The organism is Spirochaetota bacterium, assembly GCA_017999915.1.
GTDB lineage: Bacteria > Spirochaetota > UBA4802 > UBA4802 > UBA5550 > RBG-16-49-21.
Genome location: JAGNKX010000016.1, coordinates 99435 through 114273, shown reverse-complemented (window position 1 = coordinate 114273; position 14839 = coordinate 99435). Strand labels below are relative to the sequence as shown.

The following is a 14839-nucleotide window of genomic DNA, read 5'->3' as shown; positions in this document are numbered from 1 at the left end:
TATATATCGATATTTTCGAGAGTGCATATGTTTATTGATACAACCATCTATATCCATGTTAATACCTTGAGAAAGATAGCTGATATATCCCGGAAAACCTGTTTATCCAGGCGTGAAATTATATCATGGTTGATTTGTAAAATGGCCGGAGCAGATTTGATCTCTGCCGTACCCTTTTCAAGGGTTCGCTATCAGGATCGTGACAGGAAAGAAAGGTGGAAACGTGTGCATGTTACACTTTCCCCTGCGGAATATGAATTGCTTCTTGATATGAGAAAGGTGTATAAGTTGTCAGCTTCGGGGATTATTGCATATGCTGTTGAGATATATATTGTTAAACTGCTAGATATTAAGAACATGAAAAATGATAACTATCGATTTTCATGTTATATCTTTTCAAGATTTGAGATGGGTGGGGTTATTTGCTGGGCACAATATTGGGGTATGCCACGAGGTTCGCATGCGATTTCTGGTTTGCTGTTGCCTGTAAATAATAACGTTCCATTGCGCGGCAGTTGATCAATCGATAATTGTCGTCTCCAAATCCTGTGGGAAAAAGAATGATTTTTTATATCCATTCAAAATTTTTCTATTGAACCGAACCTGTTCATAGAAAGATGTTCCAGGGGAGGGGTAGATATGGGTAAAATAAGTTTTTGATGGAAAAATTTTAAGATTGAGAAGTCGTTCAATATCAGTCCGGGAAATATGCGAAGGATGATCGCAATAATCTGCCATGCTCCATTCCATGACAGCAATATCAGAAGCTGATAAGAGATTAACCAGGTTGTCACAAAAACCAGTATCGCCGGTAATGGCGAGTTTTTTGATACCGGTATCGATAAGATAACCGCATGCAGCATCACCATGCACCACCTTGAATGATTGTGCAGAGAAATATGATCCTTTGAATATCGCTCCATCTTCAAGATCTATCGAAATAATCTTGAAGGGTATTGAATAATTCCCAATTAAAGGAAGAATATGATTATTCATAAATCGGACAAGTCCCGGTGGCCCTGCGATAGTTATCGGTTCGATTCTCTGGCTTCGTTTATCCCACATTTCACCCCACAGGATATCAGCAAGACCCGATACATGATCAATATGAAAATGCGTGAGCAGTATAGTGCTGATAGTATTATATCTGAAATGATTATCATTCAGTCTGGCTAACTGGTGATAGCACCCGCCGCCGCAGTCAATCAGAAGAATCTCATTTCCGTCTGAAAGTGCCAGGGCCGATGGATTGCGCGGTGTGGAGTTGCAGGTTCCTGTGCCAAGGAATGCTAACTTTAATGACATTGTTTACCACCTAGAACAGACCTCAACATTAAACCGATAACTATCGTATTAGTATTTCACCAAGCTTATGTGGTAGCCATATTTAGTCTTTATTTACAAATCAATATCGTCCCATTCCGCCGGCATAGCAACACCACTATCGGCAAGTATTCCCCGACGGACCTGTCCCACGGTATAATGTTTCGCCCCAATAGTTATCCGGATATGATTTAATGCAGCCTTGTAGTCAAAATCAGAGCAGCTGAATAGATCGACGGCCGTATAGCCATGTTCCGGCCAGGTGTGAATCGCGAAATGGGATTCGGCGATAACTATCACGCCACTTACTCCCTGTGGACTGAACTGATGGAAAAAGGGCCGGATGATCGTGGCGCTCGAGAGATTTGTCGCTTCTATCATGACCTTTTCAACAAATGCCGCATCATCGATCTTTTTCCGATCACAGTCAAAGAATTCAGCCAGATAATGTATGCCCAGATGCATGGAGATCCTTGTATGTGACAATTGTTTTCAGAATCACAGGTTAAATCATTCGATAATAATCCGTCAATACATATATCGCAACTACAATTATTTGCACCATGCTTTCCCTGGTCCGCTGGAAACGACTAAATGAATTGTCCTTGAATAAAAAACAAAAAGATGGATATTTGGGTTCATCATGCAGATATACATAAAGCATGAACGATAACTATACGTATTACCTGGAGACTGCCATGCTGGATAAGACTGTTGATGATATGTTCGATTTCTATTCCCCGGAGGATAAGCAGAATTTTTTCATTGCTTATTTGTACCTCAAGCACACGGATCATTTCGCATACACTGTGCTGCAAACCCTGGGCATCCCCACGGCCGAGCCGAAAAACCATCCCGGCCCAACGGTCGACGCCATGCTCAGGTCCTATGTGAAGCAGATCGCGATGCTCGCTCCCGACAGGGAGACCAACATTTACCATGGGAAGGTGGTAAAGCATGAGGACGCTCGCAAGCTGGTTTCGCTTGATGTGCCGGTGAGCTATCGCGTGCCGGAGCGGGTTGTTCCCTTCAAGATCGCCCGCGATGTCATCCTTGAGAATCCCGGAGCCATGGCCGTGGGCATCTGCGCATGCAGGCAAAACCAGACCAATCCCTGCGTTCCGGAATCGGAAATGGAGGCGTGCCTGATAATGGGTGACCCCTTCGCGTCCTTCATCGCGGCGAACAACCCGCGCTTCAGGAAATGCTCCAGGGAAGAAGCCCTGGTGGTGCTCGAAAAGGCCCATGCCAGGGGCGATGTCCATACGGCATATTTTAAAAAGGAAATGGGAAACCGCCTCATAGCCATATGCAACTGTTGCAGTTGCTGCTGCATGGGCATGGTCATGTGGAATAAGCTGAAGGGAGCCGTGCCGTTTCTCGCACCGTCGGGCTATGTCGCCGAAGTGAAAGAGGGATGCACCGCCTGCGGGAATTGTGTTGACATATGCCCCTTCAACGCCATCACGATGGATGAATCCGCCGGCAGGGTGGCTGTGGATAATAAGTTCTGCATGGGGTGTGGCGTATGTCAGGATTCCTGCGCCATGGATGGAATTCGTCTGAGGAAGGATCCGGAGAAAGGAGAGCCCCTTGATCTGGATTTGTTGGGTAAGATGTAGCATGATAGGCACTGTGTGAACAGGAAATAAAAAGGCTTGCATTTTAGTTTGATGTATGGTATACAAGATTAATAATTGTGGTCGTGTATTTTTTATCCGCCCGGTCGGGCGGATATCAGACCGCGATAACCTGAAGGCTGCGCGGACCCGCGCAGCGGAATGATATAGATTAATGAGTATTATCGAGAACTATAAGAGGATTGAAGCGGAGATTGCGGATATTGCCGCGTCATCCGGAAGGGATCCCCGGGGAACTCGCATAATATGCGTTAGTAAAACTTTCGATGAATCGGTCGTGCAGGAGGCCATAAACGCGGGGATCAGGGTGTTCGGCGAAAATAAGATCCAGGAGGCCAAGCGGAAGATCCCGAACCTGAAAGGCGAATTCGCATTTCACATGATCGGGCACCTCCAGTCGAACAAGGCCCGAGACGCCGTTTTGCTCTTTGACCTGATCCATTCCATTGACAAGGCCGATACCGCGGCGGCAGTGGACCGGGAGGCGGCCAGGACAGGCAAGATACAGAAAGTACTGGTCCAGGTGAACACCTCCGGAGAGGAAAGCAAAAGCGGGACAGGTCCCGCTGACGCGACGGACCTGGTGAAGCGCATCCTGGACATGAAGAACCTCGAACTGAGGGGAGTGATGACCATGGCGCCTTTCACCGACGATGAGGGCGTCATCCGGGAAACTTTCAAGGCTGCGCGGGAGCTCATGGAGGACATCAACGACTCCCTCGACATTTCCCTTGAAGAGCTTTCCATGGGAATGTCCTCTGATTATCGCATTGCCGTGGAAGAGGGAGCGACGATGGTGCGGATCGGAACGGCAATTTTCGGACACAGGGATTGAGAATGACAACAGCTACACGAAGGATTGGATGCATCGGAGCGGGCAACATGGGCGGGGCGATCCTGTCCCGCCTTGCCGCCGCAGGCGATCCATCCTCCCTTTCGGTTTATGATATTGCAGCGGCCAAGGCTGAAGCCCTGGCGCATGGCACCGGCATAAACGCCGCGAAGTCGCCGGAAGAACTGGCCCGTGCGTCGGAGATACTGATAATCGCGGTGAAGCCCGACACGGTCGCGGCGTCACTTGATGCCATAAAGGGCGCAATCGCTGCCGATTGTATTATCGTTTCCATCGCCGCCGGCATTTCCATAACGGCAATGGAAAAGATCGTGGGTCCGTCGCGTAAGATCGTTAGGGTGATGCCCAATACGCCGGCCATGGTGGGGGAGGGGATGTCGGTCCTGTCGCCTAACGACAGCGTGGATGAAAATTCGCTGATTGAAGTGGAGCGAATATTTTCGGCGATTGGCAGGGTCCTGGTCCTGCCGGAGAAGCTCATGGATGCGGTAACGGGCCTGTCGGGCAGCGGCCCGGCCTATGTGTTCACGTTCATCCAGGCGCTGGCCGATGGCGGCGTAAAGCTCGGCATTCCCCGCGACAAGGCCCTTGTCCTTGCCGCGCAGACGGTGATGGGCTCAGCCAGGTACCTTCTGGAGAGCGGGGAAGATCCCATGGCGCTGCGGGGGAAGGTGACTTCGCCCGGCGGCACCACCATCGAGGGGATCCACGTCCTGGAGCGGAGCGGCTTTTCCGGTATCGTCATGGATGCCGTTGAAAAAGCAGCCCAAAAATCTCAACGATTAGGAGAAAAGTGATGTTACACTGGCCGCCTTTCAGCAGGTATCAGGTACGTCAGATTAAATTCTATTCCACGATCGGGGGGATCGTTCTCGTTTCCGTCCTTGTCCTGGGGAACATCATCGCAGCACTGGTGTGCGATCACGTCACGGTCAAGAAGGGAAGCTATGTGCTCAAGAACGGTTTTCCGCTCTTCATCGACGCGAAAGAATATATACGCATGGTCAAGCGCTATCCCCACAACGCCGGCGTCAGGCTCATAACGCACCGCCTCGCCGGAGGCGAGTCATACTGGGATGTGGCCTATCAATATCACGTCAACATCGACACCCTTATTGCGGCAAATCCCTTCATAACGTCCCTCGTGCCGAAGGACGGCATCGAGGTGGTGGTGCCCGCATCAGACGGCGTCCTTCTTGCCTTTGACGATCTTCTGGACGTGCGGCGCATGCGGAATCTCCTGGCATACAGCGGAGAGGTGCGGGGCGATTACCTGCCCACGCCCTTTAAAATAATCTCGTCCGACGATATCAGGCTTGTCTTCTTCAAGGGCGTGAAGCCCATGATCGTGAACAACTCCCTGGAAAAATTATACCGGATCAAGAATATTTTCCAATCGCCCATAGCGCGGGGAAATTTCACCTCGCTTTTCGGCGACAGGGTCCACCCGTTCATGCAGGACGGGGAGATGCGCTACCATAACGGCGTAGACATTATTTCGGGCTGGCGCACTCCCGTGCATCCGGCCCGGGACGGGATCGTTATCTTCACCGGCTGGCGCGGCGGCTTCGGGAATACCATCATGGTCCAGCACTACGAGGGATATACCACTCTCTATGGGCATCTGGATTCCATCAACGTGAAATGCGGCGAATGGGTCACGAAGAAGGACATGATCGGCAGGGTCGGATCCACCGGCTGGTCGACGGGCCCGCACCTGCATTTCACGGTCATGAAGCACGGCTGGGACATCGATCCGCTGATGTTTATCTGGTAGTCGGATAGCTCAGATACGCATAAAAGTCAGTTCCCGGATCTTCCCTCGCTACCCCCTGTAGTTGTCGCCGGGAATCCGGAATAGGAAGGCAATTTCTCCGTATAGCTCCCAGCCATGGACAAAAAGGTTTTCGGTGAAGTGATTTATTTCATAGAGCGGCCACAAAGTTTCGTAAATTTTTCGTTGTTGATTGCCCCAGTTCAGATTATATTTGAAGCCTGTTTCAAGTGATATTGTAAAAAGACTGCCGATGTTAATGTTGAGGCCGGTGGAAAGACCCACGTTGAGCCCACCGTAATTAATTTCTCTGATAGTGTCATGGTACGGGGCGAGCAGGTTTATATCATTGATTGAAAAGACGCCATACCGCAATGCCTGGTATTCCGATGATTCTTTGGCAATACCCGCATAATTTCTTTTGCCCCGATCCCCCCACGAGTAGGTCCCGCCTAACTGGGGGCCAATCCACCACCGGATAATATCGGTCCGAATTATACCAAAGCCAAAAATATTGCTCATCTGCAGCCGTGCTAATATAATATGTTTTTCCCTGTCGATCCAATTCCTGCCGCCGCCTATTTTGAGGCGGTAGTTGAAGAGGCTGTCCTGGGCAAGGGTGGTATCCAGTATCAATCCGGCTCCTGCGGTCAGATCAGATGAGGTGCCGGTGATGTTCGGCAGGTAATCCTCTGTGGTTGTTTTATAGGTAGATCCTCCTCCGCCAACAGTGGCATAGGCGCCAATGCCGAAGGCCATTGCTCTTGATGCCGTGAATAGCGTTAGCGCCACCCATGCTATTGCCAGTATGTTTTTTTGCAGCATCATTTCCTCCTGAGATAATATTTAACGCCTGAAAGGCATTAATATCCATTATTATAGGAATAAAATATAATCGCGCCCGTTTTAACATTGCAGCAGCGTGTTTCTTCGAAATAATATGACCGGCAAGTCTTTTTCGCATCATGATTGTTGTATTTTACTACTTTTTAAATGTATTCCGGCCCAATTGTCAAACTAAATTTGCATTACCGGTGCTTGTCATCGCCATGATCATCGCTAACGTATGGACGTGTGGTTAAGGTTAAACATGGGAGTTCCTGCAAGATTATTCAAGATGTTGTTTTTTGCGGAATTTCGAAGGTGATAGTCCTGTCATTTTGAAGAACCAGTCGTAAAAGGAAGTGGGTGAATTGAAGCCCACGGCATAGGAAACCGATACGATCGATCTGTCAGGCTCTTCCAGGAGCAGGCTTTTGGCTTCCTCGATGCGGAACTCGTTGATGTACATATTGAAGTTTTTTCCGATCTTCTCGTTCAGTATCTGTGAAAGCTGATATGGCTCTATGGCCAGTTCCCCCGCGAGCTTGTTGAGATTGAGGTCCTCGTCGAAGAAAATCTTCTCCTCTTTCATGAGGTAATTCATGCGCTCCAAGACCTGCTCGAGGTTCAACTTGTCGATCTTGGACCGTTCGTAGCGGATCTTCTTGACCTGCTGCTGCATGAACTGGAAGAAATGCGGGTCCCGCCTGCTCGCCAGGTATATCAGCAGGATGACGGTAAAAGACATGACCGACATGGTCTTGATTATCAGGAGATAAAACCAGTGATCGGTCAGCCAGAGATTATATATGATCAGTCCGATGGTGAAGATCAGCGCGACCATATATGACAGTGTCATGATGACCGCATACAGCGAGGATATTTTCTTCATTTTTAGATATTTGATGTCCCACAGAAAGGAGCTGTTTCTCACAAAAACTGCCAGGTATGAGATATTGGCCGCCACCACAATAAATACGATAACCGCATAGAATGACTGCTGCGGGTTGTTAACATTGAACCGGGCCGGCGTTTTCAGGATTTCCAGCTTGGAGTTTACGTCCAGGGCGTAATAGGGGATCAGCGCTATCATGATGATTGCGAGAGGAATTATGTGGAGGGCATCCCTCCACTGCAGCCGGTAATGTTCCCCGGTAAGGGACTTGAAACAGAAGAAGAACGTGGGCCCGGTAAAATAGAGAAAAGGGATATACGTGAAGGCACAGTGGGGATACGTGTAGATGAGGCTTGAAACCCTGAGGCCGTTGTACATCATGCATGCACCGGCGCAAAAGAGGAACGCGGCCAGCATGTAGGTCAGGGTGCTTTTGTCCCTATCCATCAACTGGCCCAGCGCCATGGTCCAGGACATGGCCCCTCCGAAAAAGATAAGGAAGACGACGATCATATCTGTCATAATGGATGCAATCTCTGGAAAATGTATTACGCCGGGTCAAATAGTTCGATACGATATGGGCATATCCTATCTTGACTTTATGGTCCCCCTATTATTTGTGCAATGTAACTGAATGTGGTGTCAATAAAAAATTGGCCGTGAATTAGCCGCAGCGGCTTGTATTCGGCATTATTATTTCATGACAAAAAAACGACGATATGTATGTATCGTCGTTTTGCAGTTGCTACCGATAACTATCGGTTATTTGGAATACTATCTGCCGGTTATGCTCTTCTTCTCCTTCGTAAGTAACGCTGCATCATGATGACCGACATCGGGAGTATCATGATGCCCAGGAGGCCCATGATCTCGGCCGCAATGCCGGCCGGCGTTCCCTGTGAAGATGCCGCGGTTGCCGTGGACCCGCAGCCGGTGGAGCCGCCGGAAAGCAGGTATTCATCGGCATCCTTGTTGTCGCCGATCCATTTCCAGTCGCTTCCCTCGCTGCCGGTGTTGGGCGATGTAAAATCTACCCGCGCCTCATGGGCGTCGTCGATCACGATCGTGTTGTTCGAAGGCTGTATGATCGGCAGCAGGTGCGGGAAATCGGACGCGGACAGGCTTACCCGTATTCGGTGACCCTTCTTGAAGATGTTGCTGGTCGGCCACAGCTCGATGCAGTACTGGTAGAGCTCGCCCTCCTTGATCGCCTTCGGGTTCTTGTCCGGATTGTCGTAGAAGGGATCAAAGGGAACATAGGCCGGATCAAGGGCGTGCTGGACCACCTTCACGTCGTCGACGAGACCGGTGCTGGTCGCGCCCGTCGGATCGTAGGGGCGGTGCCACGCGGAGAGCCAGCCGGAGGTTATGTTGCGGGCCCTTCCGTCCGGGAACACGTCGTTCAATTCGCCTATCCACTGGACATCGAGCTTGTTCATGCTGTCAAGCATCAGGTTTGCGTCGATATTGAATTTGTTTTTGATTACACTGAATATCAGGTCTATCGTGGACTGTGTAAGGGAGCCGGAGAACTTTGTCTTCGCCCAGAAGGTTACTGTCAGGGGACCTGTGATCTCCACGTCTTCGTCCAGCTCTTCCGTGGTAAAGGTGAGACATTGCTTCTCATCGTGGCGCTCATCCTCATACCATTGCTCCGCGTCGACGTTCACGCCGAGGAAGAACTTGGACATTTCAGGGATCAGCGCCTCCATTCCCATCAACCATCGCACGCTGGAACGGGAATTACCGCCGTGGAGGTTCAGCCTCTCTATCAGATTGAAGACATCATGCTTCAGCACCGGGTTGTCGCCGGAGGTGTCCTTGGTTTCGCTCAGGCCGTAGTTGTTGTTTTTGTAGATATGCCAATTCAACGGGTCCGGATCGTCGGTGTACCAGTCGCCGTCGATGGGGGTCGGGGCGTGCTTGGTCAGGTAGAGCGTTTTGTGGTCGACCCTGCTTTCCGGCAGGGGCCAGGCTTTCTCAGCCCGCCACTTGTCTTCGCCCATGATGTAGAGCATGACCGGGAACTCCTCCATGAAGGGATCGCTCTTCTTCTTGATCTTCCAGTCAAACCACCTCGCCGCAACCTTGCCGCTCATGACGGAATTGAGGCCCATGCCCATGGCGCCTTCCAGGTGGTAGTAGGGGCCGATGATCATTCTTTTATCGGTTGTGGCATGCTGGCTCAGGCCGTATTGATACCAGTTGCAGGTTCCCCTGGTGAATATATCGTACCAGCCTCCCACTTCAAAGACCGGCAGTTTGCTTGATATGGTGTTGTTGTCGCCTTCGGTAAAGCCCCAGCCTTTTTTCGGCTTCACCGGCCAGTAGATCATGGATGATTTCTTTTCGTAGAAGGGGCCCTTGGTCATGTTGGATGCGTCCATGATCCAGCCTATGGTGGTGGATATGTGGCTCATATGTTCGGTCCAGACTGTCCGGGCATTGGCGAGGTCTTCCTTCGTGAATGATCCATCGACTCCCAGATTGACCATCGAGGGAAGGACACCCAGGAGGTCCACGATGCCGAGCCACATGGGAATGAAAAGAAGGTCACAGTTGCCGCCGTGCATGACGATGTCGCGGTAGGCGTCGGCCATGGGGACCATGGGAAATATCGCTTTCAGGTGGACCGGTTCTCCCGTTGCCGGGTCCTTGTCGACCAGCCCGGCGGTAAGGAGCTGGATGATCGCCTCATAGGAGCCTCCGATCATGCCGACCTTTCCGTCGGACCATGATTTTGAAGGAATGAAATTATCAACAACGTATTTAATGTCATATTGTTCAACCAGGTCAAAGGAGCTCCAGTCGCCGGCGGACGAGCCGGTTCCCCGGATGTCGATTCCCATGAGATTGTAGCCGCTCGCGATGAGGGGCAGGTGGAGCATCATCATTATCTCCCGGCGATAGGGGGTAACGACAAGGATCGTGGGGAGCTTGTTGCAGTCACCATGCTTTATCACCGTGGCCCATAGTTCGGTATCGGCCGAGCTATGGGGATTGGCGGATTTCGGAACGGTTACGCGTACGTTCAAATCGATTTTAACATCAAGTATGTTGCTTGATGTAAGCTTGTCGGAGATAGTCTCTTTATCGGCTTCGGTGAGCTGGCCGCTGCACCCAGCGCAGGAATCATCACCGGTCGTTTCCTTGCAAACATCTGCGGAGCTGTCCGTATCGGTAGCGCCTCCTGTTGTTGTGGATCCTGATGTATTTTCATTACTTGAATTGCCGGTTGTACCAGAATCGACTTGTGAAGTGGAATCATCCGTACTCCCGGAATTATCAGTTATCCCTGAATTGCTTGATGCTCCTAAAAAGGGGAAAAACGATTTTCCATTCTTGTCCTGACAATTGAGACTAAAGGTGAGGGTTAAACCGATGAAGAAAAGCATTAGCATCCTGGACCGAATCATACATCTTCCTCCACTGTAAAATACATCACTACGGTAGTTGTTTACCTGTACCATTTAAACAAATGTAAAATTAAAATGCAATCAAAAACCGACTGGCCGGTCAGTTTTTTTAAAAATAATAAAAATCCCATCTAAATATCAATATAATTTTAATGGGAGTGTCATTACTATGGTTATAAACATATCATAAGGGATTTTATTAATCTTCCGGAATTATAAATATGCTGTTAAATCAAAATTCAGATTCATGAATCTGAATTCAATGGATTCCTGGAATATCCAAGGGGATGGATTTTCCAGGAATATCAGCGATAGTTATCGGTTTTCGAGGGAGAGGATTACCGGCAAAATTGGGTAATAGTTGCCGCAATCTCCTCAGCTTTTTCCCAGGGCGCCATGTGAGCAGCCAGGTCTATAAGGATAAACTTGGAGTTGGGGATCAGGGAATGATACCTTTCGCCCATGGTGGGATGTATCACACGATCGTACTTGGCAGATATGACAAGGGTCGGCGTCTTGATCTCCGGGCATTGCTTGTCGAGGAAATTCTGGAACAGGCCTTCCCTGGTAACCTTGGCCATGGCTTTCCGGTCCTCTTTGTTTCTCAGGTTGCTCATCATGATATCCTTGACGAATTCATCGGGCATCGGGTTTTCCTTGTAGAACATGAGGGCCGGCACATGGCGCCGTATCATCGCCTCATCCATCATGTCCGCGGCAAGGCCCTCAATGCCGAGGGCGCGGCCGAATTTGATAAAGCCGGGGAGATGCTTGGGCGTCTCCTCCATGCCTGCCGCGCAGATAAGCACTAACCCTTTAACTCTTTCCGGGGCCTTGAGCGTGACTTATGCCGCTATTTCGCCTCCCATACTGTGTCCCACCAGATATGCCTTTTTTATGGAAAGGGCGTCCATGAAGGCTAAAATCCTCTCTGCCTGGGCGTCGGTGCCGTAACTGCAGGTCTTGTCAAGGGGCTTGTCTGAAATACCATGGCCCAGGAGATCGGGGGCGAACACGTGATATGTGCTCTTCACCCGGGGTATGATCTTTTTCCAGTAGGCGCCCCAGCAGAGCCATCCGTGGATCAGGATCATGGGCTCGCCCTGACCGTCTTCCAGGTAATGAAGGGTTTGGCCGCCGATTTTCACGAAGTGGGATGTGCCGATTTTTTCCTGCTGGATCTCCTTTTTTACATCGTCAGTGGTGTATTTAATTGACGAGCATCCAGCTAGCAAAATGAACATGATCAATAGATTAAAATATCTCATAGATTCCTCCGAAATCATAATCAGAAATAGGGACCGTCCGACCGGTTGTCAATGGTATTAACAACTTTTGATACTAATCCAGTAAAAAAAGTTTGCTCTGACCCCTTTTTTACTCTGACACCAATAAAAAACGACGATATGGATCGTCGTTTTTTATTCAGAGCGCATCCAGGGTTTTGGGATGCGCTCTTAGTTACCGATAACTATCGGTTCAATTGCACATTATCGTATCTTTATGGCTTATTTTTCTTCCGGAGGTGTCTCTGCATCATGATGAGGGACATCGGCAACACCATGATGCCCAGGAGGCCCATGATCTCCGCTATAAGGCCGGCAACCGTGCCCTTCTGGGAGGCTGCCGAGGCCGATGTTCCGCATCCGGAAGAGGAACCGCCTTCCATCAGGTACTTGTCGGCGTCCGCGTTGCTGCCGATCCATTTCCAGGTCGCGCCCTCATTGGCGTCGTTGACCGCCGTAAAGTCAACCCTGGCCTCATGGTCAGCATCAATAACGATGGTGTTGTTGGAAGGCCGCAGTACAGGCAGGAGGTGCGGGAAATCGGATCCGGACAGGCTCACCCGGATACGGTGTCCCGCCTTGAATACGTTGGATGTCGGCCACAGCTCGATGCAGTACTGGTAGAGCTCGCCCTCATTGATCGCCTTCGGGTTTTTATCCGGATTATCATAGAAGGGATCGAAGGGGATGTAGGCCGGGTCAAGGCCATGCTGCGCCACCCTGTCGCCGTCAAGCACGACTGTGGATGTTTTTCCCGTGGGATCATATTGACGATGCCAGGCTGAGAGCCAGCCGGACGCCACGTTCCGCGCCCTGCCAGACGGGAAGACATCGGTCATCTCCGCTGTCCACTGCACGTCCTTCCTGTTCATGGTATCGAGGACCAGGTTGGTGTCGATATTGTACTTTTCCTTGACAAGGGTTGTGGCGATATTTACGACCCACTGGAGAAGGGGATCGCTGAATTTGGTCTTTGCCCAGAAGGTGATGGTCAGGGGGCCCGTGATCTCCATGTCTTCATCGAGCGGCTCGGTGGTGAAGGTGAGGCACTCCTTCTCGTCGTGGCGCTCGTCCTCGAACCACTGAGACGAATCTATGTTAAGGCCAAGGTAGAACTTCGACATGTCAGAGATCATCGCCTCCATGCCCATGAGCCACCGGGTGCTGGAACGGGAATTGCCGCCATGGAGGTTCAGCGCCATCTGCGTGAGGGAGAAGACATCATGCTTCAGAACGGGATTGTCCCCGGTAAAATCCTGGACTTCGCTCAGGCCGTAATTGTTATTCTTGTATATCTGGTATGTGTCTTGGGTGTACCAGTCGCCGTCGATGGGGGTTGGCGCGTGCTTGGTCAGGTAGAGGGTCCTGTGGTCGAGCCTGCTATCAGGCAGCGGCCACGATTTTTCGGCCCTCCATTTGTTCTCGCCCATGATATAGAGGAGGACCGGGTATTCTTCCATGAAGGGATCGTTCTTCTTCTTGATCTTCCAGTCGAACCAGCGCGCCGGGAGGCTGCCCATGACGACGGAATTGAGTCCCATGGCCATGGCGCCGGACAGGTGGTACCATTCGCCGATGATCATCTTCTTGTCCGTGGCGGCGTGTCGGCTCAGGCCGTACTGGTAGTAGTTGCAGGTCCCCCGCGTGAATATGTCGAACCAGCCGCCGACCTCGAACACCGGGAGCTTGCTCGAAATGGTATTATTATTGCCTTCGGGGAAGCTCCACCCTGCTTTCGGCTTCACGGGCCAGTAGATCATCGTCGATTTCTTCTCGTAGAAGTCGGTCTTGTTCATGTGGGACGCGTCCATGATCCATCCAACGGTAGCGGGAATTTGGTTCAAGTGCTCGAGCCACATGGCCTGCGCTTGTGCCATATCCTCTTTGGTGAAGGTGCCGTCAACGCCGAGGTTCAGGAGCGACGGCATGATGGACATGATATCGACCATGCCGAGCCACATCGGGATGAAGAGAAGGTCGCAGGTGCCGCCGTGCATGACGATGTCGCGGTAGGTGTCCGCCATGGGGACGCCGGGGTAGATCGCTTTCAGGTGGACCGGCTCTCCCGTGGCGGGGTCCTTTTCCACGAGTCCGGCGGTAAGGAGCTGAATGATGCCCATGTAGGACTGTCCCATCATGCCGACCGTGCCGTCGGACCAGACGCGGGACGGTATGAACCTGTCGACCACGTACTTGATGTCATACTGCTCCACCAGGTCGAAGGACTCCCATGTGCCCGATGATGAACCGGTGCCACGTATGTCGATGACCATGACGTTATAGCGGCTCGTGATGAGCGGAACCACCATCATGATCATGGATTCACGGCGGTACGGCGTCGCCATGAGGATAGTGGGGAGCTTTTCGCTTCCGCCGGGCCTGACGACCGTGGCCCAGAGATCCAAATCCGAATCACTATATGGATTTTCCGATTTCGGCACGGTGACCCTGACGTTCAGGTCTATCTTCGCATTGAGTATGTTATTGGAGGCGAGCTGGCTCTTTATGCTGGCCGCGGTGGCTTCTGTTAGCTGTCCCTCGCAGCCGGAACAGGAATCATCGCCGGCCGGTTCGATGTAGTGTTTGGCATCCACGACAGCGCTCGTTGTGGTTGGCGGAGTATCAGAGGCGGATGATCCCCCTAGAAAGCCTAAAAAGGGAATCGATGATTTGCTTTTTTCATTTTGACAGTTCAAGCTGGAGAAGACAGTAAAAGCTACGATAACAAAAATTGTTATTTTTGATAACCCCATGATCCCTCCCTATCTTTTTTTATTCAAAATGTGGTATGTATATTTTTTTATTGTTGTTAATAATAAATATGAAACAT

At 50.7% G+C, this 14839-nt stretch carries 13 protein-coding genes; 5 read left to right on the top strand and 8 right to left on the bottom strand.

Going from position 1 to position 14839, the window contains the following annotated elements:
* Positions 1 to 27 precede the first annotated feature (27 nt).
* On the top strand, positions 28 to 519 hold the full coding sequence (locus KA369_20305) for a hypothetical protein (protein MBP7738328.1): 492 nt from the start codon (positions 28 to 30) through the stop codon (positions 517 to 519).
* On the opposite strand, the gene KA369_20300 is transcribed toward KA369_20305, so the two are convergent.
* Positions 520 to 1305: an MBL fold metallo-hydrolase gene (locus KA369_20300; protein MBP7738327.1), complete on the bottom strand. Its 786-nt coding sequence runs from the start codon at positions 1303 to 1305 to the stop codon at positions 520 to 522. It lies immediately after the preceding gene.
* Between the two features lie 93 nt (positions 1306 to 1398).
* Positions 1399 to 1788 carry an adenosylmethionine decarboxylase gene (gene speD, locus KA369_20295; GenBank protein MBP7738326.1) on the bottom strand — a complete coding sequence of 130 codons (390 nt, stop codon included), beginning with the start codon at positions 1786 to 1788 and terminating at the stop codon, positions 1399 to 1401.
* A 233-nt stretch (positions 1789 to 2021) separates the two neighbouring features.
* On the opposite strand from speD, the gene KA369_20290 reads away from it, so the two are divergent.
* The 4 genes from KA369_20290 (at position 2022) to KA369_20275 (ending at position 5593) form a co-directional block, all read left to right on the top strand.
* The gene (locus KA369_20290; protein MBP7738325.1) at positions 2022 to 2945 is read left to right on the top strand and encodes a 4Fe-4S binding protein; all 924 of its coding nucleotides are present in this window, start codon (positions 2022 to 2024) and stop codon (positions 2943 to 2945) included.
* 172 nt (positions 2946 to 3117) lie between these two features.
* Positions 3118 to 3798 carry a YggS family pyridoxal phosphate-dependent enzyme gene (locus tag KA369_20285; protein MBP7738324.1) on the top strand — a complete coding sequence of 227 codons (681 nt, stop codon included), beginning with the start codon at positions 3118 to 3120 and terminating at the stop codon, positions 3796 to 3798.
* 2 nt (positions 3799 to 3800) lie between these two features.
* Positions 3801 to 4613, top strand: coding sequence for a pyrroline-5-carboxylate reductase (gene proC / locus KA369_20280; GenBank protein ID MBP7738323.1), 813 nt, complete (start codon positions 3801 to 3803; stop codon positions 4611 to 4613).
* Entirely contained in the window at positions 4613 to 5593 is a 981-nt protein-coding gene (locus tag KA369_20275) for a M23 family metallopeptidase (protein ID MBP7738322.1), read from the top strand. Before proC ends, KA369_20275 begins: the two co-directional genes overlap by 1 nt.
* A 48-nt stretch (positions 5594 to 5641) precedes the next feature.
* Here KA369_20275 and KA369_20270 read toward each other — a convergent pair whose 3' ends face one another.
* The 6 genes from KA369_20270 to KA369_20245 form a co-directional block, all read right to left on the bottom strand.
* Entirely contained in the window at positions 5642 to 6415 is a 774-nt protein-coding gene (locus tag KA369_20270) for a hypothetical protein (protein ID MBP7738321.1), read from the bottom strand.
* Between the two features lie 283 nt (positions 6416 to 6698).
* Positions 6699 to 7829: an AraC family transcriptional regulator gene (locus tag KA369_20265; GenBank protein MBP7738320.1), complete on the bottom strand. Its 1131-nt coding sequence runs from the start codon at positions 7827 to 7829 to the stop codon at positions 6699 to 6701.
* Between the two features lie 263 nt (positions 7830 to 8092).
* Complete coding sequence (locus KA369_20260) at positions 8093 to 10342, bottom strand: CocE/NonD family hydrolase (GenBank protein MBP7738319.1); 2250 nt, start codon at positions 10340 to 10342, stop codon at positions 8093 to 8095.
* Positions 10343 to 11061: 719 nt separating this feature from the next.
* On the bottom strand, positions 11062 to 11532 hold the full coding sequence (locus tag KA369_20255; protein MBP7738318.1) for an alpha/beta hydrolase: 471 nt from the start codon (positions 11530 to 11532) through the stop codon (positions 11062 to 11064).
* A gap of 36 nt (positions 11533 to 11568) precedes the next feature.
* Complete coding sequence (locus KA369_20250) at positions 11569 to 11991, bottom strand: alpha/beta hydrolase (GenBank protein ID MBP7738317.1); 423 nt, start codon at positions 11989 to 11991, stop codon at positions 11569 to 11571.
* A 233-nt stretch (positions 11992 to 12224) separates the two neighbouring features.
* Positions 12225 to 14603 (bottom strand): CocE/NonD family hydrolase, encoded by a 2379-nt coding sequence (locus KA369_20245; GenBank protein ID MBP7738316.1) that lies wholly within the window; start codon positions 14601 to 14603, stop codon positions 12225 to 12227.
* Positions 14604 to 14839: the final 236 nt, after the last annotated feature.